Here is a 25,823-nt window from a genome sequence, read left to right on the forward strand (position 1 = left end):
GGTACACAGTGCCAGCCGCACCCGATCCCGCCGCTCCCCGGTCGGCGGTGGTCCAGGGGGTCCTGGAGCGGATCACCTACGCCAACGAGGAGACCGGCTACACCGTCGCCAAGGTGGACACCGGGCGCGGCGGCAACGACCTGCTCACCGTCGTCGGCTCCCTGCTGGGGGTCCAGCCGGGCGAGGCGCTGCGCCTGCGCGGCCGCTGGGGCTCGCACCCCCAGTACGGCCGCCAGTTCCACGTGGACGACTACACCACCGTGCTGCCCGCCACGGTCCAGGGCATCCGCCGCTACCTCGGCTCCGGGCTGATCAAGGGGATCGGGCCGAAGATGGCCGAGCGGATCGTCGGGCACTTCGGCACCGACGCCCTCGACGTCATTGAGGAGGAGCCCGAACGCCTCATCGAGGTCCCCGGGCTGGGCCCCAAGCGCACCGCGCTCATCGCCGCCGCGTGGGAGGAGCAGAAGGCCATCAAGGAGGTCATGGTCTTCCTCCAGGGCGTCCAGGTCACCACCTCCCTGGCGGTGCGCATCTACAAGAAGTACGGCGACGCCTCCGTCGAGGTGGTCCAGAAGGAGCCCTACCGGCTGGCCTCGGACGTGTGGGGGATCGGCTTCAAGACCGCCGACACCATCGCCCAGGCGGTCGGCATCCCCCACGACAGTCCCCAGCGGGTCATGGCGGGGATCCAGTTCACCCTCTCCGAGTCCGGCAACGACGGGCACTGCTACCTGCCCGAGGAACGGCTCATCTCCGCCGCCGTGAAGATCCTCCAGGTGGAGGCGGGCCTGGTCATCGAGTGCGTGGCCGAACTCGTGGCCGCCGAGGGCATCGTCCGCGAGACCGTTCCGGGGCCCGAGGGGGAACCGGTCCGCGCCGTCTACCTGCTGCCCTTCCACCGGGCCGAGACGGGGCTGGCCTCCGGGCTGCGCGCCCTGCTCCGCACGCCCGAGGAACGCATGCCCGCCTTCGCCGACGTCGACTGGCCCGCGGCCCTGGAGTGGCTCGACCGGCGTACCGGCTCCTCGCTCGCCGAGGCCCAGCGGCTCGCGGTCCGTGAGGCCCTCTCCCGGAAGGTCTGCGTGCTCACCGGGGGTCCCGGCTGCGGCAAGTCCTTCACGGTCGCCTCCATCGTCACCATGGCCATGGTCAAGGACGCGAAGATCATCCTGGCCGCCCCGACCGGGCGCGCGGCCAAACGCCTCACCGAGCTCACCGGCTTCGAGGCATCCACCGTGCACCGGCTCCTCGCCCTGCGGCCCGGCGGCGAGGCCTCACACGACCGGGACAACCCGCTCGACTGCGACCTCCTGGTGGTCGACGAGGCGTCCATGCTCGACCTGATCCTGGCCAACAAGCTGGTCAAGGCGGTTCCGCCCGGGGCGCACCTGCTGTTCGTCGGCGACGTCGACCAACTGCCGTCCGTGGGCGCCGGACAGGTCCTGCGCGACCTGCTGGACGAGGACTCCCCGGTCCCCAACGTGCGTCTGACCCACGTGTTCCGCCAGGCCCAGCAGTCCGGCGTGGTCACCAACGCGCACCGCGTCAACCAGGGGGAGCCGCCCCGGTTCCAGGGGATGTCCGACTTCTTCCTCTTCCCCTGTGAGGAGACCGAGGACGCCGCGGCGATGACCGTCGACGTGGTCGCCCGGCGCATCCCCCGCCGCTTCGGCCTCGACCCGCGCCGCGACGTCCAGGTCCTCACCCCGATGAAGGGCGGACCGGCCGGGGCCGCCAACCTCAACTCGGAACTCCAGGCGGCGGTGACCCCGCCCGGGGAACGGGTGCCGGAGCGCCGGTTCGGCGGCCGGGTCTTCCGGGTCGGCGACAAGGTCACCCAGATCCGCAACAACTACGAGAAGGGGGAGAACGGGGTCTTCAACGGCACCCTCGGGGTGGTCACCGGTATCGATCCTCTCGCCCAGGAGGTGTCGGTGCGCACCGACGAGGATGAGGAGATCAGCTACGACTTCGCCGAACTCGACGAGCTCACCCACGCCTACGCCATCACCGTGCACCGCTCCCAGGGCAGCGAGTACCCGGCCGTGGTCGTCCCCGTCACCACGTCCGCCTGGATGATGCTGCAGCGCAACCTGCTCTACACCGCCATCACCAGGGCCAGGAAGCTGGTGGTCCTGGTCGGCTCCCGCCGGGCGCTGGCCCAGGCGGTCCGCAACGCCTCCTCGGGGCGCAGGCACACCGCTCTCGCCCACCGGCTGCGCCGCGCCCCCGCGGAGGAGGGCCGACCGTTCGGCTGATGGTCCGGAACCGCTGGCCCGCGGTTCCCCCCGCAGCCCCTAGGCTGGTGTCTCGTGCGACAGACACTGATCGTGGTGGGCGCGGCCATCATCCGGGACGGACACGTCCTCGCCGCCCAACGCGCCGAACCCCGGGCCGTACGCGGACGGTGGGAGTTCCCCGGCGGCAAGGCCGAACCCGGGGAGAGTCCCGCCGAGGCGCTCGTCCGGGAGTGCCGGGAGGAACTGGGCGTGACCGTCCGACCCCTCGAACGGGTCGGGGACGACGTCCCCCTGCCCGAACTGGCCGAACGGCACTCCCGTCCGGCCGTCCTGCGGCTGCTGCGGGCCGACCTCCGGGTCGGGGAACCGCAGGCCCTGGAACACCTGGCACTCCGCTGGGTCGCCTCCGGTGGCCTGCACGGACTCGACTGGATGCCCGCCGACGTCCCCTTCCTGGGGCCGCTCACCCCGCTGCTCCGAGCACAGGAGAGCCCCGTCTGAGGCGGCTTTCGGGAGACGTGCGACGCCCTGCCGGGGCGGGCTCCGGGGTGACCAAACTAACCGGGGTGACCTGTACGTTTCCCAACCAGACCACTATGACCGCATAAACTGGCAACGGGCCGTGGCACTCTGCGGTCTCTACCCAGTACAGGAGATCGAGACTTAAGCATGTCCAGCGCTACGCCCGTCGAGGGCTCCGCCCGCCGCAGTGACCTGCGCAACGTCGCCATCGTGGCTCACGTCGACCACGGCAAGACGACCCTCGTTGACGCCATGCTCTGGCAGTCCGGTGTCTTCCGGGAGAACCAGGACGTCGACGACCGTGTGATGGACTCCAACGACCTGGAGCGCGAGAAGGGCATCACCATTCTCGCGAAGAACACGGCGGTGCACTACACCACGCCCGAGGGCGATGACGTGGTCATCAACATCATCGACACCCCCGGCCACGCCGACTTCGGCGGCGAGGTCGAGCGAGGGCTGTCGATGGTCGACGGTGTCGTCCTGCTCGTCGACGCCAGTGAGGGCCCGCTCCCGCAGACCCGCTTCGTGCTCCGCAAGGCGCTGGCGGCCAAGCTCCCCGTCATCCTCGTCATCAACAAGGTCGACCGGCCCGACAGCCGGATCGCCGAGGTCGTGGACGACACCTACGAGCTGTTCATGGACCTGGACGCCGACGAGTCGCAGATCGAGTTCCCGATCGTCTACACCTGCGCCCGTGACGGCAAGGCCTCCCTGGAGCGCCCCGGCAACGGCGAGGTGCCCGAGAACGACAACCTCGTCCCCCTGTTCAGCACCATCCTGGACACCATCCCGACCCCCGAGTACACCCCCGGCGCGCCGCTGCAGGCCCACGTCACCAACCTGGACGCCTCCCCCTTCCTCGGCCGTCTGGCCCTGGTCCGGGTCCAGGAGGGCGAGCTCCGCAAGGGCCAGCAGGTCGCGTGGATCCGCACCGACGGCACCGTCCAGCAGGTCAAGATCACCGAGCTCCTGATGACCGACGGCCTGGAGCGCAAGCCCGCCGAGATGGCCGGCCCCGGTGACATCGCGGCCATCGCCGGTATCGAGGACATCATGATCGGCGAGACCCTCGCCGACCTGGAGAACCCGGTTCCGCTGCCGCTCATCACGGTGGACGAGCCCGCCATCTCCATGACCATCGGTACCAACACCTCGCCGCTTGTCGGCAAGGTCAAGGGCGCCAAGGTCACCGCGCGCCTGGTCAAGGACCGCCTGGAGAAGGAGCTCATCGGCAACGTCTCCCTGCGGGTCCTGCCCACCGAGCGCCCCGACACCTGGGAGGTGCAGGGCCGCGGCGAGCTGGCGCTGGCCATCCTGGTCGAGCAGATGCGCCGCGAGGGCTACGAGCTGACCGTCGGCAAGCCGCAGGTGGTCTCCCGCACCATCGACGGCAAGGTGCACGAGCCGGTCGAGCGGCTGACGGTGGACGCCCCCGAGGACTACCTGGGCGCCATCACCCAGCTGCTCAGCGTCCGCAAGGGCCGGATGGAGAACATGGTCAACCACGGCACCGGCTGGGTGCGGATGGACTGGCTGGTCCCCTCCCGCGGCCTCATCGGCTTCCGTACCGAGTTCCTCACCGAGACCCGCGGCACCGGCATCGCCCACCACGTCTTCGAGAAGTTCGAGCCCTGGTTCGGTGACCTGCGGACCCGCCCGAACGGCTCCCTGGTGGCCGACCGCGCGGGTGTGGCCGTGGCGTTCGCGATGTTCAACCTCCAGGAGCGCGGCACGCTGTTCGTCGAGCCCACCACCGAGGTGTACGAGGGCATGATCGTCGGGGAGAACTCCCGCTCCGACGACATGGACGTCAACATCACCAAGGAGAAGAAGCTCACCAACATGCGTTCGGCCACCGGCGACGAGCTCGTCCGCCTGGTGCCGCCGCGCAAGCTCTCCCTCGAACAGGCACTGGAGTTCTGCCGCGAGGACGAGTGCGTCGAGGTGACCCCCGAGAACGTCCGCATCCGCAAGGTCATCCTGGACCAGAAGGAGCGCGGCCGGATCACCGCGAACAAGAAGCGTCAGCAGCAGTAGGACACCCCGGAGGGCCGAGCGCCCTCCCGGTCCCGGAGCGGGCGGAGTGCGAACGGCACCCCGCCCGCTCCGCGTTTTCGCTGGTCCCGACTCGGGTAGACCCGTAGAACATGAGACCCGAGCCCTCGTGTCCGCGTTGCGGGCGCACCGTACAACCCCCGGGGTTGTGGACCAGCGCCTGGCAGTGCGACGCCCACGGACCGGTGGCGCCCCTCCAGGGAATACGCGCCCCGGGCAGTGCCGCGCTTGAGACCCTCCTTCCGCAGGTCCGGGTCCCGGTGTGGATCCCCTGGCCGCTGCCGGCGGGATGGGTGGTCACCGGGTTCGCCGAGGCCGGGGACGAACGCAGCGGTTCGCTGGCCGTGGCCGTGGCCCTGTCCGGGCCGAACCCGCTCGGCGGAGTCGGCGAGGCCGTCATCGTCGCGGAGGACCCCGGCATCGGCCTCGGAGCCCGCATCGCGGGGTTGGAGGGGCCCGATCCCGGCAACGGGTTCGATTCCGGACCACCCGACGCCAAGGTGCGGTTCGACGGCCACGAGATGGCCCTGTGGAACCTGGACGTGGGCCGGGACCGGGCCGTCTACGCCGGTGAGGCGCTCGCCGACTGGCTGTGGCTGGTCTTCGCCTCCGCTGACACCGGCATGCTGATGTGCGAGGTCAAAGCGTTGCGGGACCTGCGTGACATGCAGGACGGGGGTGTGGCACTGGAACCGCCGTACGGGGCGCCCAGCCCCTTCCTGAGCCGGATCCTGGCACCGCGGGAGGAGCCGGAGTGATCCCACCGCTCGGGCGGCCCGGCCCGAGCGCGAGCGCCTCGACTTACGTACAATCGCCCGGTGACACGTATCGACCTGCACTCCCACAGTTCGGTCTCCGACGGGACCGACACCCCAGCCGAGGTCATCGCGTACGCGGTCGCCGCCGGACTCGACGTACTCGCCCTGACCGACCACGACACGGTCGGCGGGATCGAGGAGGCCGCCAGACACCTGCCCCCCGACTTCACCCTGGTCCCGGGGATGGAGTTGTCCTGCGCCTACGAGGGGTCCAGCGTCCACCTGGTCTCCTACCTGTTCGACCCGGACTCCCCGGGGCTCGACGCCGAGCTGCGCCGGGTCCGCTCCGACCGGGCCTCCCGCGCGGAGGAGATGGTGTACAAGCTTCAGGCGCACGGTGTGGAGGTGACCTGGGAGCGGGTCCTGGAGATCGCCGGGGCCGGACAGGACGAGTACGCCGACGCCAACACCATCGGCAGGCCGCACCTGGCGCGCGCCGTGGTGGAGGCGGGGGCCGCCAGGAACGTGCAGGACGCCTTCGACCGCTGGATCGGGTCCGGCGGCCCCGCGTACGCATCGCGGTACGCGATCGACCCGGTCCGTGCGGTGGAGCTGGTCCGCCAGGCCGGCGGGGTGTGCACACTGGCGCACCCCGCCCGCGCGGAGGGGGCCACCAACGGGGCGGTCCCGGTGGAACTGGCCGAACGGATGGCCGAGGCCGGGTTGGGCGGCATCGAGGCCGACCACCCCTCGCACAACCGGCCGCAGACGAAGTTCTGGCGGGGGGTCGCCGCCGACCTCGGGGTGGTGGTCACCGGCTCCAGCGACGACCACGGGGCCCTCACCGGCCACCGGATGGGCTGCAGGACGACCTCTCCGGAGGCGTTCGACGAGCTCATCGCCCCGGCCACCGGGGTGCCTCTGATCAAGGGCTGAGAGGCCGCCGCTCCCCGGGGTTCGGTACGGTACGGACCACTGCGCGGGAGCGCGACAATAGTCGCAGCGTTTTACTACCCATACCGGACGAAAGGTCTGACGCCGTGTTCTGGAAGCGGAAGTCGAAGAAGCAGGACGGCCAGGAGGCCACCGATTCCGCTGCGGAGGTCGCGGAGGACACCACCGAGGAGACCGGGGACGAGGCGGCCGCGACCGGCGCCGAGCCCGAGGACAAGGGCGCCGGGTCCGAGGACGACAAGGCCGGGTCGGTCAAGGACACCGCGGCCGAGGACGTCGAGGACGACAGCGCCGAGGAAACCGGGGAGAGCGACGGGGCCGACGACGCGGAGGCGGACGACGACTCGGAGACCGCCGCCGGGTCCGAGGACGGCACCGAGGAGGAAGAGGTCGAGGAGGTCGAGGAGGTCGGTGTGACCGGCCCCGACACCGACGGCATCACCCGTGTGCGTACCGCCGGAACCTTCGAGTTCGACGGCGAGAAGTTCGACGTCATCAGCAACACCTGGATCATCGAGGCGGACAAGGAGGGGGTCGTGGTCATCGACCCCGCCCACGACGCCGAGGCGATCATGAAGGCCGTCGGTGACCGCGAGGTCTACCTGGTGGCCTGCACCAACGCCTACAGCCCGCACATCGGGGCCGCGCTGGCCATCGCGGAGGAGACCGAGGCGGACATCGCCCTGCACCCCCGTGAGATGCGTGCCTGGCGCCGCATCCACGGCGCGGAGCACCGTCCCGAGATCGACGTGGAGGGCGAGGGCGCCCTGGACATCGGCGACCTGCACATCGACGTCCTGGCCCTGCCCGGCACCGCCAGCGGCACCGTCGGTTTCTACGTGAGCCAGCTCGGCGCCGTGTTCAGCGGTGACACCCTGCGCAAGGGCGAGCCCGGCATGGTCGGCAACACCTACATCGACTACACGACGCAGCTCGCCTCCATCGGCGAGAACCTGCTGTCGCTGCCGCCGGACACCCGGATCCTCCCGGACCGCGGCCCCTCCACCACCGTCGAGGCCGAGAGCCGCAACTTCGACTCCTGGGTCTGATTCCGAGGCCCCTGTGCCACCAGGACGAACCGCCGTGCCGCCGTCCCCTCCCGGGACGGCGGCACGGCGGTTCCACGGCGTTGCGGGTCAGCGGCGGCCGACGGACTCCGTCTCGTTCCAGAAGGACGTCAGCGCGCTGGACGTGGTCTCGGGGGCCTCGACGTTGGGGGAGTGCCCCGCGCCGGGGACCACCAGGCGCCGAGCACCCAGCCGCTCGGCCATCCCGTCCTGCTCGGCCAGCGGCCAGGCGTCGTCGTTCTCGCCGTAGATCACCAGCTTGGGCACGTCCACCTCGGCCAGCTCGTCGACCCGGTCCGGGGCGCCCAGCAGGTCCTCGGCCATACGGACGAGAGCCAGCGCACTGCTGTTGACGAACCGGTCGCGCAGGAACGCGAGCATCTCGGGGCCGACCTCCCGGGAACGGGCCTCGAGCTCGAAGCGTTCGTCCCACAGTTCGCGGAGGCGTTCGGCGGTGGGGGCCATCGAGAGCGCGGCGATGAGGTTGCGGGTCCGGGCCGCGCCCTGGCCGCTCAACGGTCCGGGACCGGAGCACATCAGGGTGAGGGAGGCCAGCGGGGAGAGTTCGGTCAGCGCCGCCTCACGGGAGACCAGACCGCCGAAGGAGTGCCCCACCAGGTGGACGGGGCCGCCGTCGCCGACCTGGTCCATGACCTCGGTGACCACCCGTCCCAGCGAGGAGAGCCGGTAGTCGGGGAGTTCGACCCCCGGAGGCGGGGTGAGGGTCTCCAGGCCCGGAGACCGGTGGCTCCCGGGCAGGTCGACCGCCACCACCTCCCGCCCGGCCTGGGCCAGGCTCTGGAGGAGGGCGATGAAATCCTCCTTGCTGCCGGTGAAACCGTGCACCAGGACAGCAGGGGCCAACTCTGTGCCGCCGGACGTGGGCAGAGCCCGGAGTGCGGCCACCGGACCGTACGAAAGTCGCAGGTCCGTGTGCCGCACACCCGGCGGCAGATCGAGGAACTCAGGTGTACTCACGTCGGGCAACCCTAGACGATCGGCGGACCGGCCCGGGAGTACCCGACGGTGATCAGGTGTTCTCGGGGTCCCGGCGCACGCCGCCGCGGGTGCGGCGACGACGGCGGACCTTGCGGGCGCCCTCCCCGTCGGAGGACTTCTCGGAGCTGTTCGCGGGGCTCTCGGACCTCACCGCGGTCCTGCCCGCCGAGCCCTCGGCCCCGGTGGCGTTGTCGCCGCCCCGGGTCCGCTTGCGGGAACGGTTGCGGCCGCCTGAGCCGCCTGAGCCAGCGCCGCCGCGCCGACCGCCCTGCTCACGTCCCTCCTTGCGGTCGCCGCGGCCCCGTCGGCCGCCGCGGTCGCCGCCGCGGGGCTGGCCGGTGTCGCCGATGTCCTCGACCTCCTCGGCCTCCAGGCCGGCGTGCTCGCCGCGCCTGTCGACGGCCAGCTTGCCCTTGGTCCCCTCGGGGATGTTGAGCGCCTCGAAGAAGCCCGGCGAGGTGGAGTAGGTCTCCTCCGGCTCGTGGAAGTCCAGGCCGAGCGCGCCGTTGATCAGCTTCCAGCGCGGCATCTCCTGCCAGTCCACGAAGGTGACCGCGGTACCGGTGCGCCCCGCGCGGCCGGTCCGGCCGATCCGGTGCGTGTAGGTCTTCTCGTCGTCGGGCGTCTCGTAGTTGACCACGTGGGTCACGTCGTCGACGTCCAGACCGCGGGCGGCCACGTCGGTGGCGACCAGGATGTTGATCTTGCCGTTGCGGAAGGCGCGCAGGGCGCGCTCGCGCTGGCTCTGGCCCAGGTCGCCGTGGACGGCCGCGGCGGCGAAGCCGCGGGTCTTGAGGTCGCCGGCGACCCGGTCGCAGGCCCGCTTGGTCTGGCAGAACACCATGCTCTGACCGTGGTCCTCGGACTGCAGGAGGCGGGCGAGCATCTCCGGCTTGTCCATCTGGTGGGTCCGGAACGCGTGCTGGGCGATCCGGCTGGGGATGGTCGAGCCGTCGATCTCGTTGTCGTCACCGGCCCGCACGTGGGTGGGCTGGCGCAGGTAGTTGCGCGAGAGGGTGACGATCTCGCTCGGCATGGTCGCCGAGAAGAGCATCACCTGGCGCTCGGTGGGGATCTTGGTGAGGATGCGCTCGATGTCGGGGAGGAAGCCCAGGTCGAGCATCTTGTCCGCCTCGTCCAGGACCACCGCCGAGACCTCGTCCAGCCGCAGGTGCTTCTGGTTCTCCAGGTCCAGCAGGCGGCCGGGGGTGCCGACGACGACGTCGACGCCCTCCTTGAGGCCGTTGATCTGCGGCTCGTAGGAGCGGCCGCCGTAGACGGTCAGGATGCGGCCGCTGCTGCGCTTGCTCGCGGTGGTCAGGTCGGCGGCCACCTGGATGGCCAGCTCACGGGTGGGAACCACGACCAGGGCGCGCGGCCGCTTGGCCGAACCCGGCTTCTCCTGCGCCCGCTGGAGCAGGGGCAGGCCGAAGGCGAGGGTCTTACCGGTTCCGGTACGCGCCTGTCCGATGATGTCGCTTCCGTGCAGCGCGATCGGCAGGGCCAGTTCCTGGATCGGGAAGGGTTCGATGATCCCCTCCGCCTCCAGGGCGTCGGCGAGCTCGGGGCTGACGCCCAGGTCTCGGAAGGTGGTGCTGGGTTTCGTGGTCGTCTCTGTACTACTCAGGGCTCAGGCCTCCATCTAGGCGGGCCACAGCGTTGTTCGTGGCCGCGGCGGGGTGCGGTCGCGGGCGGCTTCTGGCCGCCGCGGAGGGCGCGGCTCACCGGGTTCCCGCTTCGGCGAGGGATCCGTGGTGGCGCTGCCGACTGGACCCGCGCGGCCCGGGGGGTGACCCTGGCCGCTGTCTCTCGGTTCCATCCGCTGGTTGTCGTGTGCGGTGCGTAGCTGGGCGCGTGGGCCGTTGCTCCCTCACGCCGCACTGCTCGTGAGGACACGTTGTGGTGTCCGGCTGACACGTCACCGGGCGCCCGCGTCCGCGGCGCCGAAACGTACTCGCGGGAGGGCCCGCGTCGCGGGGGTGCGGGACGCGGCGCCGTGATCGTGCACGCCGGTCATCACGCTGAGTCTAGCTGCTGGTTCGCCCGGTGCACATACCAGTTCGCCGGGCTGTGGACGGCTGTGACCGTACCCGCTCCCAGGTGGTGCAACCGTTTCCGAGCAGCGTTTAGTCCCCGATTGGGGGGCCTGGGGGACGGGCGATACCCTGGCGGGCATGACCAAAGGCCCCTCCGCCGACCCCGGCGTGATCGATCTGCTCGGACTGCTCGCCTACGCCGAGCTCGGTTCCTTCTTCCGCCTCGCCGACGACGCCGGACTGGCGCCCTCGCTGCGGACCAGGGGCCAGCTCGCCGGTCTGGCCGCGACCGAGCAGAACCACTACCAGGCGCTGCGCGAGCGACTGGTGGAGCTCGGGGTGGACCCGGAGGAGGCCATGGAGCCCTTCGTCGGGCCGCTGGACCTGTGGCACGAGCGCACCGAGCCGCAGAGCTGGCTGGAGAGCCTGGTCAAGACCTACGTCGGCGACGGCATCGCGGGTGACTTCTACCGCAAGGTCGCCGAACTGGCCGACGCGGACACCCGGGCGCTCGTCGAGGACGTGCTCGCCGAGACCGAGCGCGCGGAGTTCCTCGCCGCCCAGGTGCGTTCCGCGCTGGTGGAGAACCCGAAGCTGGCCGGCCGCCTGTCCCTGTGGGCCCGCCGCCTGGTCGGCGAGGCTCTGAGCCAGGCGCAGGCCGTGGCCGTGGACCGCCCGGAGCTCGCCGCGCTCCTGGCGGGCAAGGGGCGGCGCGGGCAGGACCCGGGCGACTCGGGGCTGGACGACCTCGCCGCGGTCAGCCGGATGTTCGCCTCCCTCACCGAGGGTCATGCCGCGCGACTGAACGCCATGGGATTGGCCGATTAGGGCACCGAATCGCCGGTATGACACCGGTTCTGGTTCTTTTGCCATGTTTGACCAGGACTTGGCGCGACTTGGTCAAGGGCGGGTAATTTCCAACACATTCGTTACGATCCATTGGTCCGACGCGCATAGAGTCGATGGAGTTTCCCGTCCCCTGACCACACGAGTAGGTACTTCCATGCCCCGTGGGACCTCCGTGCGCCATCCGCTGGCCGGACTCACCCGTGACTTCCACAAGATCGGCCCCCTGGACGGGCCGGTAGAACCCTGGATGAGCGCTGAGCTGGATCAGCACGCCGCACAGGTGTGCGAGGGCATCGTCTCCGGCGGTGCCGAACTCACCGCGAACACCCTCGGAACCTACCTCCACGGTTTCCTCGACGGCTGCCTCGAACGCGGCTGGGACTCCGAGGGCGCCGACTACGACTGGGAGACCCTCCGCATTCTCGCGATCTGCCGGCTGGCGAGGGAGCGCGGTTTCGTCCGCTAGGTTGGTGGCATCCGCAGCCGGGTGTGACCTACGACGCGAGATGTATCGCGGTCACCGCCCCACGGGTTCTCCGGCGAAAAGCCGTTGCCGAGCGTACGCTGAAACGTACCGGTGAACCCACAGTGGCCGACCCGGGGCCGGTTCACCCCGGTATGACCAGTGTCCTGCGGAATGCAACGTGGGATTCACGGTGTTATCAGGGTCCAGGTGGATCTCGGGCGCCGTGACTGGCGGAGCGGCCCGAAGAGCCGCGAGAAAGGAATGCGAATGAGGAGCGGTCGGCATGGGGCGGCGCGCCCACCGGTCGGCGTCCTGATCCAGCAGGATCGCGTCGACTTCGCGCTTTTCGCACTGATCTTCGTCGTCGCACTCGCGTCGATGGTTTTCACCGGACCCGGGAGCGTTGTCTTCTGGTTGGCGTTCCTTCCGTTGATCGCCACCGGCGTCCTGGCCTTTCGGCGTATCGAACACCTCGCCCGACTGGAGCTGCGCGACTCCGAGTTCCTGTGAACCGGGGCCGCGACGGCGGCACACGACGAGGGCGAGGCCGCACGGCCCCGCCCTCCTTCGCTGCCCGGGCCGCCCCCGCGGGTGACCCGGGTCCGTGCGGTCACACGGTGGGCTCACCGCCCGTGCCGCGCTGCCCCGGCATGCTGGTGGCCTCCCTCTTGGACTCGGTGCTCTTCCCGGCCTCGGCGCTCGGACGGTTCATCGCCGCCTCACGCCCGGCCTGGTAGCTGTCCTCGCCGGTGAGCTGCCCGGTCTCGCGCTCGGCGGCCTCCAGCCAGCGCGCCCAGCGGGACTGCATCGGCTTGATCATGCCGCCGCCGACGCCCACGATCAGGATGCCGCCCACAGTGGCCAGCACCGCGATCAGCACCGGCAGGGTGACGGACACGGCCACGCCCATCTGGTTCAGCGCGGCGATGACACCGAGGGCCAGGATGGCCACGGCGGCCACGTTGGCCAGGAGGCGTCCGTAGGAGAGCCCGCCCAGGGCGCCGGTGACCAGGTCCCGGACGGCCTTGGCGATCATGGCCGTGACCACGACGATCACGAGGGCCACGAGGCCGTTCGGAATCCACGCGATGACGTCGCTGAGCAGTGTGCTCACCGGGTTCGGTCCGAAGACGTTGAACGCCATCGTCAGCACGAACAGCAGCCCGACGTAGTAGATGATCTTCCCGCACAGCTCACTGGCGGTCCAGCGGCTGCGCTCGAAGTACTCGCCCACACCTCCGCGGTGCAGCGCGCGGTCCAGTCCGACGCTGTGCAGGCCCTTGGCGACGGCCTTGCCCACGAACCAGGCGATGATCCAGCCCAGTACCAGGATCACCAGGAAGCCCAGCAGCATGGGCACGAAACCCACAATCGTCTGCCAGGCGTCCGTCAGGCCCTGACCGATGTCCATACGTCTTCACCTCCGAATCGCTAGTTCCACTCAGGGCACCGGTTGGCCGGTGTCCGGCGGATACGGCGAAGAGAAGCGCGGTACTCCTCAGTTCCGCGATACCCGGAGAACGGGAATCGAACCGCTTGTCGGGCGAGCGTCAGGGTGATTGCCAGTCCTTTTCCAGGCAATGGTTAATTCTTTGTTCTTTTGTTTTTCGGGCGGTGGGAGAATGCCCGGTTCTCTGTTGTGTGAAGAGGATTGTGCGGACAAAGGAGAGCCCCCGGCGCGCGTTCGCGCGCCGGGGGCGGTGGCTTCGTCGGGCCGGGGGTCAGTCCCCGGCCTCGCCCTCCTCGCCGGACCTGGCGAGGTCCCAGCCGCTGATCCCGCGCCAGGCCAGCCGGGCGACCAGCTGCTCGGCGGCGTTCTGGGGGACCGAACCGTGGTTGTTCAGCCAGTACCGGGCGCTGGTCTCGGCCATGCCGACCAGGGCGATGCTCAGCAGGTGCGCCTCCTCGTCGGAGATGCTGGTGTCCTGCCGGATCACCTTGCCGATCAGCTCGGCGCAGCGCTGGAACGTCTCTTCGCTCTTCTCCCTGACCGCGGGGAGGTTGCGCAGGTCGGACTCGAAGACCAACCGGAAGGCCTCTCCGTCGCCCGCGACGAAGTCGAAGTAGGCCTGGAAACTGGCGGTGACGCGCTGGCGGTTGTCGTCGGTGCTCTCCAGAGCCTCCCGCTGCTTCTCGACCAGGGCCTCGGAGTGTTCCTCCAGAAGGGCCAGGTAGAGCTCCAGCTTCCCGGGGAAGTGCTGGTAGAGGACCGGTTTGCTGACACCCGCGCGGTCCGCGATCTCGTCCATCGCCGCCGCGTGGTAACCACGGGCGACGAAGACCTCCTGAGCTGCGGCCAGGAGTTGGCGGCGGCGCCTGACCCGGGGCAAGCGGGTGCCCCGGGCGCGGGCGTCTGAAGGAGCTGTCACACCCACACCCTCCGAACTCGGCATGGCAGATGCACGCCATTCATTGGACATCTGCGTGGCTGACGCTGTCGGACCCGGCGTCGGCGCTGTGACGCGGCCCGCAGCTTTTCCCTCATCTTACTGCTGCGTAAGTTCGGTGTGGGCGGCACGGAGCGACGGCTTTCCCGCACGGACCGGGCCGAAAGCCCGCGTCGCAGGTGGGGAGGGCCGCCAAACGCCCGCCGGGCGGGCGAACGGGCCGCCCCCGCCCCGGCGGCGTGCGGGGCGCGGGATCCGCCTCAGCGGTGTTCCTCCTCGTCCGGGCCCACCTCACGCGCCTGTTCGATCACGTCCGCCTCGTCGGCCTGGTCGAAGGCCCCCTCCGGGGGTTCCTCGACCCAGTCGCCCCGGTCCTCGTCCCCGGCCGGGGCGCGCTGTTCGGCCGCGTCGGCCTCGGGTACGGCCGCCGCCGGGTCCTCTCCTGCGGGGGCGGTGCGCCCTCTGTTCCCCCTGGGATCGGAAGATGTCACGGGATCCTCCCAACGTCGTCGCGGAGCGTACGAGCGACACTACCTCCGGGCCGCCGCCGGGAGGGGGATCCGCGCGGGATGAACTCCCGGGCCGCCGTGGTTGGGGAGGTCAGGGCACCGCCCCGGGGGCGACGAGGGCCACGCCTCCCCGGGGTGGGAATGGAAAACCCCACCCGTTAGGTTGGGTATGAGTGCAAGCAGCTTCGCGCACCGCCCCATGTTCCCGTGGGCCCCTCGGCACGGGTGGATGCGAAGCGACCCGAACAGACATGAGGAGTCACCGTGTCGCTGCCGCCGCTGGTGGAACCAGCCGCAGAGCTGACCGTGGACGAGGTGCGCCGCTACTCGCGTCACCTGATCATCCCCGACGTGGGCATGGACGGCCAGAAGCGTCTGAAGAACGCGAAGGTGCTGGTCGTCGGCGCGGGCGGCCTGGGTTCCCCGGCCCTGCTCTACCTCGCCGCCGCGGGGGTGGGCACGCTCGGCATCATCGACTTCGACGTCGTCGACGAGTCCAACCTCCAGCGTCAGATCATCCACGGCCAGAGTGACGTCGGCCTGCCCAAGGCCGAGTCCGCCCGGGACAGCGTCAAGGAGGTGAACCCCAACGTCGAGGTCGTCCTGCACCAGGAGCGCCTGGAGTCGGACAACGCGTTGGAGGTCCTCGCCGACTACGACCTGATCCTGGACGGCACCGACAACTTCGCCACCCGTTACCTGGTCAACGACGCCGCCGTCATCCTGAACAAGCCCTACGTGTGGGGCTCGATCTACCGTTTCGACGGCCAGGTCAGCGTCTTCTGGAACGAGTACGGGCCGCAGTACCGCGACCTGTACCCCGAGCCCCCGCCGCCCGGAATGGTCCCCTCCTGCGCGGAGGGCGGCGTCCTGGGCGTGCTGTGCGCCTCCATCGGCTCGGTGATGGTCAACGAGGCGATCAAGCTGATCACCGGCATCGGTGACCCGCTGGTCGGCCGTCTGCTCATCTTCGACGCCCTGGAGATGAGTTGGCGCGAGGTCAAGGTCCGCAAGGACCCGGACACCGAGCCGGTCACCGAGCTCATCGACTACGAGGCCTTCTGCGGGGCCGTGTCCGAGGAGGCCACCGAGGCCGCCGCGGACTCGACCATCACCGCCCCCGAGCTCAAGGAGCTCCTGGACAACAAGGCCGACGACGTCTTCCTCGTCGACGTCCGGGAGAAGAACGAGTACGAGATCGTCAGCATCCCGGGTGCGACGCTCATCCCCAAGGGCCAGTTCCTGAACGGCAAGGCCTTCGAGCAGCTGCCGCAGGACAAGCGCGTCATCCTGCACTGCAAGTCGGGTGTGCGTTCGGCGGAGGCCCTGGCCGCGGTCAAGGCCGCCGGGTTCTCCGACGCCGTGCACGTGGGCGGCGGCGTCCTGGCCTGGGTCAACCAGGTCGACCCGAGCCTGCCCACCTACTAGGACCGCCCGGCCGACACGCCCGTTGCGGGCGCGGGGCCGCCAGGACGGCGCCGGGGTTCCCCGGCGCCGTCCGTCGTTTTCCGGTGCCGCCCGGTCCTGGGGGCCTCCCGAGTGGGTACAGGTCCCACACGGGGTGCCGCGCCGACCACCGGCGCGCGCCCCCGCCGCAGGGAGGTGGCGTTATGCGTGTGAAGGGACGCTGGGCGGACTGGGTTTCGGTCGTCCTCGGTGTCGCGGTGGGCCTGAGCTGGATCTGGCACGGGATGTACGGGTTCTCCGGCGGGCTGTTCTTCGTACTGGGGCTGGCGGTCGTCCTCGCCGCGGCCGTGTCGCTGACCCGGCCGGGAGCGGTGTCGAGCGAGGTCGGGGTGCTCGCCGTCGGGGCCCTGATCTTCGCGCTGCCGTGGGTCCTGGGCTTCACCCACATCCTCGGGGCCGCCCTGACCGCATGGATCGGCGGCGGGGCCATCGCCGTGCTGGGCGCCGTCGGGCTGGTCATGGCCGGGGCGGCGCGCAGGCGCGACCCCGAACTGGCCTGGGGCGGCCACAGCAACACCGTGCCGGAGTAGTCGCCCGGCCCCGGAGCCGTCCGGTCAGCGCGGGCGGCTCCGCTCCGTCTCGGAGGGCTCGGCGTTCTCCGGCGGCTTCACGGACTCCGGGGGCCGTGCCGCGGCGCCCTGTCCTCGCCGGGAGACGGCCACCCCGGCCAGGCACAGCGCCCCGCCCAGCAGCGCGCCCGGCACCGGTGTCTCGCCCAGGAGAGCCCAGGAGAGGGCCACCACCAGGGCGGGGACCAGATAGGTGGTGGCGCCGAGACGCCCGGCGGGCATCCGGGAGAGGGCGAAGGCCCAGGTGGTGAAGGCCAGCGCGGTGGGGAACACCCCGAGGTAGACGACGGTCGCCGTGGCCTGCCAGGGGGCCGCCGCGGACTCGGAGACCAGGACCCCGGTGAAGGGCAGGCAGGCCAGGGTGCCGACCAGGCAGGCGAAGGCGGTCACCTGAAGCGCGTCGGCGTGGCGCAGGGCGGGTTTCTGGCTGACCACCCCGACGGCGTAGCCCACCGCGGCCACCAGGCACAGGAGCACCCCGAGGACGGAGGAGCCGTCGTGGTCCGTCGTGGACAGGCCGATCACGGCGGCACCGGTGAAGGCCAGGACCGTGCCCGCGACCAGCGGGCGGGGCAGTCCCTCGCCCAGCAGCCGGGCGCTGAGCAGGGCTATGAGCACGGGGCCGAGGTTGACCACCAGGGCCGCGGTGCCCGCGTCCACCTCCTGTTCGCCCCAGTTGAGCGCGACCATGTACACGCCGAACCAGAGCAGCCCGGAACAGACGATGCCGGGCCAGGCGGCCCGAGGGGGCAGGCCGCGCCGGGTGAGCAGGACCAGCAGGAGCAGGATCAGGCTGGCCGTGGCCAGGCGGCCCAGGGCCAGGGCACCGGGGGAGTAGTGCTCCCCTGCGGTGCGGATGGCGACGAAGGCGGAGGCCCACAGCAGCACCGTGGTGGCGGCCGCTGCCAGCGCGGCCCGGGATGGGTTCTGTCCGGTCATGCGCCGAGCCTAGGAGCCGGTTGTTTCGGCGCTCACCGAAACGTCGCGGCCTCCAGGCCCAGCAGGGATTCCAGGGCGTGCGCGCCGCGTTCGGTCACCAGGAGCGCCCGGCCGCCGCGGATCCGTTCGCACCACCCCGCGGCCAGGGTGTGGGAGGCGAGCGCGGCCCCGGCGGCCCCGGCCAGGTGGGGGCGGCGTTCGGTCCAGTCCAGGCAGGACCTGGCCAGCGGCCGTTTCCCGCCCCGGGGCAGGTCGATCCCGAGGTCGGCGAACCAGGACAGTCCGGTGGGGGTGATCGCCCATCCGGTGTCCTGGGTCAGCAGCCCGCGCTCGGCCATGGCCCGGGCGACCGACACCCCCAGGGCCCCGGCGAGGTGGTCATAGCAGGTGCGGGCCCGGGCGAGCGCACGGCGCCGGCGGTCCTGCCCCAGCGAGCCGACCGGCCGGGTGTCGGGGGCCGCGTGGGCCGCCATGCCCTCCACCAGACGGGCGGAACCCGGGTCGGCCAGGCGCACGTAGCGGTGGCGGCCCTGGCGCTCCTCGGCCAGCAGGCGGCCCTCGACGAGCCTGGTCAGGTGCTCGCTGGCGGTGGAGGCGGCCACCCCCGTGTGCCGGGCCAGTTCGCCCGAGGTCCAGGCCCGCCCGTCCAACAGGGCCAGGCACATCGCGGCGCGGGTGGGGTCGGCGAGGAGTGCGGCCAGTGCCGCGAGGCCCCGGCCGTCGGTGTCGGTCATGGATCCAGAATGCCCCAGGCCCGCCGCGGCTGTCGGCGGGGGTGGCTAGGCTTCGCACCATGCCCGAGGAACCCCGAACCCGCACCCCCGGCGACGAGGCACCGGAGGAGGCCCTCGACGACTACACCGAGGAGGTCCTCTCGGTGGTCGAGCGCATCCCGCCGGGCCGGGTGCTGAGCTACGGAGACATCGCCGAGTACGTCGGCCGGGGCGGCCCCCGGCAGGTGGGGGCCGTCATGTCCCAGTGGGGCGGGGGAGTGCCCTGGTGGCGGGTGGTGCGGGCGGACGGGCGCCCCGCCGAGGGGCACCTGGTACGTGCCCGATCCCACTACGCCGCCGAGGGGACCCCGATGCGCCCCCGGAGCGACCGTGTGGACATGCGCCGGGCCCGGTGGGACGGGGACTGCGGAGGCTGACGGCCCGCCCGCACCCCTGGCCGCCCGTCCGGGATGGTCATCCGACTCTGGTGAACTGGGGGCGTGAACACATCCCCGTACCGTCTCGTGCGGCGCGCCCACCAGGTGCAGCCGCCGCCGGTGCTGGACGAGAACCAGCAGCGCGTCGTCGACCACCCGGGCGGACCCCTGCTCGTCCTGGCCGGCCCCGGAACAGGCAAGACCACCACCGTCGTCGAGGCCGTGGTGGACCGCATCGACAACCGGGGCGTGGACCCCTCCCGCGTCCTGGTGCTCACGTTCAGCCGCAAGGCCGCCCAGGAACTGCGCGAGCGCATCACCGGACGGCTGCGCCGCACCACCCGCGAACCCCTGGCGCTGACCTTCCACAGCTACGCCTACTCCCTGATCCGGCGCGAGTTCCAGCGGATGGGCGACCTGCCGCCCCGGCTGCTGTCCGGCCCCGAACAGCTCATGGAGGTCCGCGAACTCCTGTCCTGGGAGTTCCAGGACGGCGCCCCCGGCTGGCCGGAGCGCCTGCGCCCCGCCCTGGAGACCCGCGGTTTCGCGGAGGAGCTGCGCGACTTCCTGATGCGCGCCCAGGAGCGCGGGCTGGGGCCCGGCGAGCTCGCGGAGCTGGCCGCCGAACGCGAGCGCGACGACTGGACCGCCGCCGCCGGGTTCCTGTCCCGGATGAACGGCCGATTCGACATCGCGCCCGTGCCCACGCTCAACTACGCCGAGCTGGTGCGGGTGGCCGCCAACATGCTCTCCGACCCCGAGGTGCAGGAGCGCGAGCGCGCCGCCCACGAGGTGGTGTTCGTCGACGAGTACCAGGACACCGACCCCGCCCAGGAGGAGCTCCTGCGCGCCCTGGCCGGGGACGGCCGCGACCTCGTGGCGGTCGGCGACCCCGACCAGTCCATCTACGGCTTCCGCGGCGCCGAGGTGGACAACATCCTCGAATTCCCCGGCCGCTTCCGCACGCTCCAGCGCACCGACGCGCCGGTCGTGGCGCTGCGCACCTGCCGCCGCAGCGGCTCCGCCCTGCTCGCGGCCTCGCGCGGCCTCACCCGCCGCCTGCCCGCCGTCGCCGCCGCGCACGGCCGGGTCAACGCCCACCGCGACCTCACCCCGGCCGCGGGCGTCCCCGACGGCGAGGTGCACCTGATGATGGCCGACAGCGCCACCCAGGAGGCCGCGGTCATCGCCGACACCCTGCGCCGGGCCCACCTGGTGGACGGGGTCCCGTGGTCGGACATGGCGGTCCTGGTCAGGTCCTCCAGCCGCCAGCTCCCCGTGCTCCGCCGGGCCCTGGCCGCAGCCTCGGTGCCGGTGGTCGTGGGCCCCGACGACCTGCCGGTGGCCGCCGAACCCCTCGTCCGGCCCCTGCTCGGGCTGATCCGCCACGGCCTGCGCCCGGAGGAGCTGGACGAGGAGTCCGCCCGCGAACTCCTGATGAGCCCGTTCGGCGAGGCCGACACCGTCCGCCTGCGCCGCCTGGTGCGCGCCCTGCGCCGCCTGGACCTGGACCGGGCCCGGGAGGCCGGGGACGGCGAGGACCCCGGGTACCGGCCCTCCGCCCGCCTGCTCGTGGACGCCCTGCGCGACCCGCGCGAACTCACCCTGGTGGACCCCGCTGTCGCCGCCCCCGCCACCCGGGTGGCCAAGGCGTTGCGCACCGTGCGCGACCTGGCCGCCGAGGGCGCCGACGCCGAACAGGTCCTGTGGGAGCTGTGGCGCGAGAGCGGCCTCGCCGACCGGCTGCTCCGCGCCAGCCTCGCGGGCGGCCGCCGGGGGGCCGCGGCCGACCGCGACCTGGACGCCGTGGTGGCCCTGTTCGAGAGCGCCGCCCGCTACTGCGACCGCCTGCCGCCCGGTACCCCCGACGGCTTCCTGGAGGACCTGGCCGCCCAGGAGATCCCCGGTGACAGCCTCGCCGAGCGCGCCCCCGACGGCGAGGCGGTGCGCATCCTCACCGCGCACCGCTCCAAGGGCCTGGAGTGGGGGCTGGTCGTGGTCGCCGGGGCCCAGGAGGGGGAGTGGCCCGACCTGCGCCTGCGCGGCTCCCTGCTCGGCGTGGAGGAACTCGTCGACGCCCGGAGCCACGCCGCGGACTCCTTCGGCGCGGCCCTGGCCTCCAAACTCCTGCACGAGGAGCGCCGCCTCTTCTACGTGGCGCTCACCCGCGCCCGGCGCACCCTCCACGTCACCTGCGTGGGCGGCGAGGACACCGACGAACGCCCCTCCCGCTTCATCAACGAGATGGGCCTGGGCGAGCCCGAACAGGTCAGCACCGGCCGCCGCTGGCTCTCCCTGCCCGCGCTCGTCGCCGACCTGCGCTCGGTGGTCACCGACCCCGACGCGCCCGGACCGCTGGTCGAGGCCGCCGCCGCGCACCTGGCCCGCCTGGCCGAGGAGGGCGTCCGGGGGGCCGACCCGGCCGAGTGGTACGCGCTCACCCCCTTCACCGACGACCGCCCCCTCGCCGAGGAGGAGGACACCATCCGGGTGTCGCCCTCCCAGGTGGAGAGCTTCACCAACTGCCAGCTGCGCTGGCTGCTCGAACGCGCCGCCGGGGCCTCCTCCGGCGACTCCGCCTCCGCGCTCGGCACCGTGGTGCACGCCGTGGCCGTCCTGGTCGCCCAGGGCAGCAGCGCCGAGGAGGTGGGCGCCCGGATGGACGAGATCTGGGCCGACCTGGACTTCGGCGGGCCCTGGCAGGCCGACAAGCAGCGCGACCGCGCCGACGAGATGGTCCGCAAACTCCTCAGCTGGGACGCCGGAAACGAGCGCGAACTGGTCGTCACCGAGGAGGGGTTCCGGGTGGACGTCGGCGGTATCGAGATCACCGGCCGCGTCGACCGCCTCGAACGCGACGAGCGGGGCCGCGCCGTGGTGGTCGACATCAAGACCGGCCGCAACAAGGCCGACGACCTGGCCCGCCACCCCCAGTTGGGCGTCTACCAGATGGCCGTGCTCAGGGGCGCCTTCGCCAAGCTCGGCCTGGCCGAACCCGGTGGCGCCGCACTGGTGCACGTCGGCGGGGCCGCATTCAGCAAGAAGGCGCGCGAACAGGCCCAGCCCCCGCTGGGCGAGGACCCCGACCCCGGATGGGCGCAGACCCTCGTGCGCGAGGTCGCCACCGGCATGGGCGGGTCCCGTTTCGCCGCCACCCGCAACACCGGATGCAACTCGTGCGCCGTGCGCGCCTGTTGTCCGGTCCAGGACGAGGGCAGACATGTCTGAACCCAGCACCCCCACCCCCGACCCCCTCCCAGCCCCCGCCCCCGGATCCCCCGGACCGAGTTTCACCCCGGCAGAGCTCGCCCGTCTCCTCGGGCGCCCCGAACCCACCTCCGAGCAGGCCCGGGTCATCTCCGCGCCGCTGGAACCCGGGGTGGTCATCGCCGGGGCGGGGTCCGGCAAGAGCGAGACCATGGCCTCCCGGGTGGTCTGGCTGGTCGCCAACGGGCACGTGCGCCCCGAGCAGGTCCTCGGGCTGACCTTCACCCGCAAGGCCACCGCCGAGCTGGCCGAACGGGTGCGCAGACGCCTGGAGCAGCTGCGCGCCACCGAACAGTTCCCCGAGGAGCTGCTGGACGGCGAACCCACGGTCTCCACCTACAACGCCTACGCCGGGCGCATCGTGGCCGACCACGCCCTGCGCGAGGCGGTCGAACCCACCTCCCGGCTGCTCAGCGAGGGCCAGTCCTGGCAGCTGGCCGCCCGGATCGTCGGGGAGTACGACGGGCCGATGGACCACGTCGACGTCGGCGCCGACACCGTCACCCGCCGGGTCCTGGACCTGTCCGGGCAGATCGCCGACCACCTCACCGGCACCGACCAGGTGCGCGGCGTCGGCCGGTGGATCCAGGCCGAGCTGGACCGGATGACCCGCAAGCCCACCAAGGAGACCCGGGACCTGGTGGACACCCAGCGCCGCCGCGAGGAACTCCTCCCGCTGGTCGACCGGTACAACCACGCCAAACACGCCCGTGAGGCGATGGACTTCGGCGACCAGATGGCGCTGGCCGCCCGCATCGCCCGGAACCACACCGAGGTCGGCCTCATCGAGCGGGGCCGGTTCCGGGTGGTGCTCCTGGACGAGTACCAGGACACCAGCCACGCCCAGCTCGTGCTGTTGCGCGCCCTGTTCGGCGACGGGCACGCGGTGACCGCCGTCGGCGACCCCTGCCAGTCCATCTACGGCTGGCGCGGGGCGATCGCCGCCAACCTGACCAGCTTCCCCACGGACTTCCCGGCCGCGCCCGGACGGCCCGCCTCCGTGCGCCGCCTGTCCGTCAGCTTCCGCAACGGCCAGCGCGTCCTCGACGTCGCCGAACGCATCTCCGAGCCGCTGCGGGCCGAGGCCGCCGACGTGCCCGTCCTGCACCCCGGGCCCGCCCGCCGCGACCGGGGCACCGCCCTGACCGCCCTGTTCACCACCGAGACCGGGGAGGCCGCGTGGATCGCCGACCAGGTGCGCCGCCTGGTCAGGGCCACCGCCGAGGACCCCGGCGGCCCGGTGTTCGCCCCCGACGGCCGGGCCTGGCCCGAGGGCGAGACCGGCGGTGCCTCCGACGGGGCGGTCAGCCCCGGCGACATCGCGATCCTGTGCCGCAAGCGCTCCCAGTTCCCGCCGCTGCGCGAGGCCCTGGAGGCGCACGGCGTCCCGGTGGAGGTCGTGGGCCTGGGCGGGCTCATGCTGGTGCCCGAGGTCCGCGACATCATCGCCACCCTGCGCGTGGTCCACGACGCCTCCGCCGGGAACGAACTGGCCCGCCTGCTCACCGGCCCGCGCTGGCGGATGGGCCCCCGCGACCTGGCCGCCCTCGGCTCCCGGGCCGCCGAACTCGCCCGGCACACCCGCCGCGACCTGACCGGGGCCGCCGCCGAGGAGGGCCCGGAGGGCGAGGACGGCGAGGACCTGCTGCGCCGCACCGTCCTGGACCTGACCGCGGAGAGCGGCAGCCTGGTGGACGCCGTCGACGACCCCGGCCCCGCCGGGAACTACTCCGAGGCCGCCTACGAACGCCTGGGCCGCCTCGCCGAGGAACTGCGCTCCCTGCGCAAACTCGTCGGCCAGCCCCTGCCCGACCTCATCACCGAGGTCGAGCGCATGCTCGGCCTGGACATCGAGGTGGGCGCCCGAACCCACCGGGACCCGCTGTCGGCCCGGGCCGACCTCGACGCCTTCGTCGACCACGCCGTCCGCTTCGTGGGCAACACCGAGGACCCCACCCTCGGCAGTTTCCTGGGCTACCTCAACGCCGCCGAGGAGAACGAGAGCGCGCTCAGCCCCGGGGAGCGGGTCGGCGGTTCGGACAGCGTCAAACTCATGACCATGCACGGCGCCAAGGGCCTGGAGTGGCCGGTGGTGATCGTGCCGGGGGTGAGCGCGGGCAAGCGCGCGCCGCTGTTCCCGGCCAAGGCGCGCGACTCGCTGGCCTGGGTGAGGGCCGAGCACCTGCTGCCGTACCCGCTGCGCGGCGACCGCCAGAGCCTGCCCGTCCTGCAGGGGGTGGACAAGGAGTCCATCGCCGCCTTCAAGGAGGCCGAGGACGCCCGCCACCTGATGGAGGAGCGGCGCCTGGCCTACGTGGCGGTCACCCGCGCCTCCTACGCCCTGGTGTGCACCGGGCACTGGTGGGGCCGGACCGGCAGCAGCCCGCGCGGCCCCTCGGAGTTCCTGGAGGAGGTCCGCGAGGCGTGCGAGCGGGGCGCCGGGAGCGTCGTGCACTGGGCTCCGCCGCCCGACCCCGAGGACACCAACCCGCACGACGACGAGGAGTCCTCCGCCGTGTGGCCGCCCGCCGAGGTGCCCGCGGTGGGGGGCGGGGCCGCCGTGGCCCCGGCCGAGGCCGCGCCCGTGGTGGACCCGGACCCCGGTGCCGACTTCGTTCCCGGCCCGGAGCCGGAGCACGAGTACGAGCCGGAGTACGACCCCGAGTACGACGGCGGACCCCCGCCCCCGTACGACCCGGGCCCCGAGCCCGTGTTCGAGCCGGAGCCCGGGTTCGAGACCGGTTCCGCCCCGGTGGCCGCGCCTGCGGCGGACAGCCGCCGCGCCCAGATCCTGGCCGGGGCCGACCTGGTCGAACGTGCCCGCGCCCGGCTCCGCGCGGGCAGGCCCGCCGGTCCTCAGAAGACCCCCGAGGGGCTGCGCCGCCGCCTCCAGGGGTGGGAGCGCGACACCGAACTGCTGCTCGCCCACCGGGAGACCGAGAGGGCGGGCCCCGGCGACGGGACCGTCCAGGTGGAGCTCCCGGACCATCTGTCGGTGTCCTCCATGGTCTGGCTGGCCCGCGACCCCTCCGCCCTGGCCCGGCAGATCCGCAGGCCGCTGCCCCGGCCGCCCGCGCCGCACACGCGTAGGGGCACGGCCTTCCACGCCTGGTTGGAGCAGCGCTTCGGGCAGCACGCCACCCTGCTCGACGAGCTCCCCGGTGCCGCTGACGAGACGGCGGGGGAGGACGAGGACCTGGCCGAGCTGCAGAGGAAGTTCGAGGAGAGCGAGTGGGGTCCGCGGGTGCCGGTCGAGGTGGAGGTGCCGTTCGAGACGGTCATCGGTGACCGGTTGATCCGCGGCCGGATGGACGCGGTCTTCTACGACACCCTCACCGGCCGCTACGACGTGGTGGACTGGAAGACCGGCCGCCCGCCCGGGAACGGGGCCGAGCAGCGGGCCGTGGGCGTGCAGCTCGCCGCCTACCGTCTGGCCTGGGCCGACCTGGCCGGGGTGGGGTTGAAGGAGGTCCGGGCGGCGTTCCACTACGTGCGGGCGGGGGAGACCGTGCGCCCCACCGACCTGCTGGACGCCGAGGGTCTGGCCGCGCTGATCGCCGGTGTCCCGGAACCGGAGTGAGCC

General features: G+C 72.2%; 21 protein-coding genes. 14 read left to right on the forward strand and 7 right to left on the reverse strand.

What is annotated here, in order from left to right; genetic code table 11:
* The first annotated feature begins 8 nt into the window (after positions 1-8).
* The 6 genes from recD2 to AC0VYD_RS04565 all read left to right on the forward strand — a co-directional run bounded on the left by recD2 (position 9) and on the right by AC0VYD_RS04565 (position 7,584).
* Complete coding sequence (gene recD2, locus AC0VYD_RS04540) at positions 9-2,261, forward strand: SF1B family DNA helicase RecD2 (RefSeq protein WP_475478731.1); 2,253 nt, start codon at positions 9-11, stop codon at positions 2,259-2,261.
* Between the two features lie 54 nt (positions 2,262-2,315).
* On the forward strand, positions 2,316-2,744 hold the full coding sequence (locus AC0VYD_RS04545; RefSeq protein ID WP_475478732.1) for a (deoxy)nucleoside triphosphate pyrophosphohydrolase: 429 nt from the start codon (positions 2,316-2,318) through the stop codon (positions 2,742-2,744).
* A gap of 168 nt (positions 2,745-2,912) precedes the next feature.
* Entirely contained in the window at positions 2,913-4,805 is a 1,893-nt protein-coding gene (gene typA / locus AC0VYD_RS04550; protein ID WP_475478733.1) for a translational GTPase TypA, read from the forward strand.
* A 110-nt stretch (positions 4,806-4,915) separates the two neighbouring features.
* Entirely contained in the window at positions 4,916-5,581 is a 666-nt protein-coding gene (locus AC0VYD_RS04555; RefSeq protein ID WP_475478734.1) for a DUF6758 family protein, read from the forward strand.
* 60 nt (positions 5,582-5,641) lie between these two features.
* A complete protein-coding gene (locus AC0VYD_RS04560) occupies positions 5,642-6,517 on the forward strand; it encodes a PHP domain-containing protein (RefSeq protein WP_475478735.1) in 876 nt (291 codons plus the stop codon).
* Between the two features lie 104 nt (positions 6,518-6,621).
* A complete protein-coding gene (locus AC0VYD_RS04565; protein WP_475478736.1) occupies positions 6,622-7,584 on the forward strand; it encodes an MBL fold metallo-hydrolase in 963 nt (320 codons plus the stop codon).
* 87 nt (positions 7,585-7,671) lie between these two features.
* On the opposite strand, the gene AC0VYD_RS04570 is transcribed toward AC0VYD_RS04565, so the two are convergent.
* Complete coding sequence (locus tag AC0VYD_RS04570; RefSeq protein ID WP_475478737.1) at positions 7,672-8,580, reverse strand: alpha/beta fold hydrolase; 909 nt, start codon at positions 8,578-8,580, stop codon at positions 7,672-7,674.
* Positions 8,581-8,632: 52 nt separating this feature from the next.
* On the reverse strand, positions 8,633-10,150 hold the full coding sequence (locus AC0VYD_RS04575) for a DEAD/DEAH box helicase (protein WP_475480180.1): 1,518 nt from the start codon (positions 10,148-10,150) through the stop codon (positions 8,633-8,635).
* 625 nt (positions 10,151-10,775) lie between these two features.
* On the opposite strand from AC0VYD_RS04575, the gene AC0VYD_RS04580 reads away from it, so the two are divergent.
* The 3 genes from AC0VYD_RS04580 (at position 10,776) to AC0VYD_RS04590 (ending at position 12,462) form a co-directional block, all read left to right on the forward strand.
* Positions 10,776-11,465 (forward strand): ferritin-like fold-containing protein, encoded by a 690-nt coding sequence (locus AC0VYD_RS04580; protein ID WP_475478738.1) that lies wholly within the window; start codon positions 10,776-10,778, stop codon positions 11,463-11,465.
* A 175-nt stretch (positions 11,466-11,640) separates the two neighbouring features.
* The gene (locus AC0VYD_RS04585) at positions 11,641-11,952 is read left to right on the forward strand and encodes a DUF6401 family natural product biosynthesis protein (RefSeq protein WP_191268426.1); all 312 of its coding nucleotides are present in this window, start codon (positions 11,641-11,643) and stop codon (positions 11,950-11,952) included.
* Positions 11,953-12,219: 267 nt separating this feature from the next.
* The gene (locus tag AC0VYD_RS04590) at positions 12,220-12,462 is read left to right on the forward strand and encodes a hypothetical protein (RefSeq protein ID WP_191268425.1); all 243 of its coding nucleotides are present in this window, start codon (positions 12,220-12,222) and stop codon (positions 12,460-12,462) included.
* Positions 12,463-12,562: 100 nt separating this feature from the next.
* Here the strand turns inward: AC0VYD_RS04590 and AC0VYD_RS04595 are convergent, their stop codons facing one another.
* The 3 genes from AC0VYD_RS04595 to AC0VYD_RS04605 all read right to left on the reverse strand — a co-directional run bounded on the left by AC0VYD_RS04595 (position 12,563) and on the right by AC0VYD_RS04605 (position 14,830).
* The gene (locus tag AC0VYD_RS04595) at positions 12,563-13,363 is read right to left on the reverse strand and encodes a mechanosensitive ion channel family protein (RefSeq protein ID WP_475478739.1); all 801 of its coding nucleotides are present in this window, start codon (positions 13,361-13,363) and stop codon (positions 12,563-12,565) included.
* A gap of 310 nt (positions 13,364-13,673) precedes the next feature.
* Positions 13,674-14,321 (reverse strand): TetR/AcrR family transcriptional regulator, encoded by a 648-nt coding sequence (locus tag AC0VYD_RS04600; RefSeq protein ID WP_475478740.1) that lies wholly within the window; start codon positions 14,319-14,321, stop codon positions 13,674-13,676.
* A 278-nt stretch (positions 14,322-14,599) separates the two neighbouring features.
* On the reverse strand, positions 14,600-14,830 hold the full coding sequence (locus AC0VYD_RS04605) for a hypothetical protein (RefSeq protein WP_475478741.1): 231 nt from the start codon (positions 14,828-14,830) through the stop codon (positions 14,600-14,602).
* A gap of 282 nt (positions 14,831-15,112) precedes the next feature.
* Between AC0VYD_RS04605 and moeZ the strand changes: the two genes are divergently transcribed.
* Both moeZ and AC0VYD_RS04615 read left to right on the forward strand, forming a co-directional pair.
* The gene (gene moeZ, locus AC0VYD_RS04610; RefSeq protein ID WP_475478742.1) at positions 15,113-16,276 is read left to right on the forward strand and encodes an adenylyltransferase/sulfurtransferase MoeZ; all 1,164 of its coding nucleotides are present in this window, start codon (positions 15,113-15,115) and stop codon (positions 16,274-16,276) included.
* A 182-nt stretch (positions 16,277-16,458) separates the two neighbouring features.
* The gene (locus AC0VYD_RS04615; protein WP_475478743.1) at positions 16,459-16,845 is read left to right on the forward strand and encodes an SPW repeat domain-containing protein; all 387 of its coding nucleotides are present in this window, start codon (positions 16,459-16,461) and stop codon (positions 16,843-16,845) included.
* A gap of 24 nt (positions 16,846-16,869) precedes the next feature.
* On the opposite strand, the gene AC0VYD_RS04620 is transcribed toward AC0VYD_RS04615, so the two are convergent.
* Together AC0VYD_RS04620 and AC0VYD_RS04625 are read right to left on the reverse strand one after the other, a co-directional pair.
* Entirely contained in the window at positions 16,870-17,823 is a 954-nt protein-coding gene (locus tag AC0VYD_RS04620; protein WP_475478744.1) for a DMT family transporter, read from the reverse strand.
* A gap of 32 nt (positions 17,824-17,855) precedes the next feature.
* Entirely contained in the window at positions 17,856-18,557 is a 702-nt protein-coding gene (locus AC0VYD_RS04625) for an ArsR/SmtB family transcription factor (RefSeq protein ID WP_475478745.1), read from the reverse strand.
* A 59-nt stretch (positions 18,558-18,616) separates the two neighbouring features.
* Between AC0VYD_RS04625 and AC0VYD_RS04630 the strand changes: the two genes are divergently transcribed.
* The 3 genes from AC0VYD_RS04630 (at position 18,617) to AC0VYD_RS04640 (ending at position 25,820) form a co-directional block, all read left to right on the forward strand.
* Entirely contained in the window at positions 18,617-18,973 is a 357-nt protein-coding gene (locus AC0VYD_RS04630) for an MGMT family protein (protein WP_475478746.1), read from the forward strand.
* Between the two features lie 87 nt (positions 18,974-19,060).
* A complete protein-coding gene (locus AC0VYD_RS04635) occupies positions 19,061-22,201 on the forward strand; it encodes an ATP-dependent helicase (RefSeq protein ID WP_475480181.1) in 3,141 nt (1,046 codons plus the stop codon).
* A complete protein-coding gene (locus AC0VYD_RS04640; protein WP_475478747.1) occupies positions 22,194-25,820 on the forward strand; it encodes an ATP-dependent helicase in 3,627 nt (1,208 codons plus the stop codon). Before AC0VYD_RS04635 ends, AC0VYD_RS04640 begins: the two co-directional genes overlap by 8 nt.
* The last annotated feature ends 3 nt before the right edge of the window (positions 25,821-25,823 follow it).

This window comes from Nocardiopsis sp. iso_40 (genome assembly GCF_056173285.1).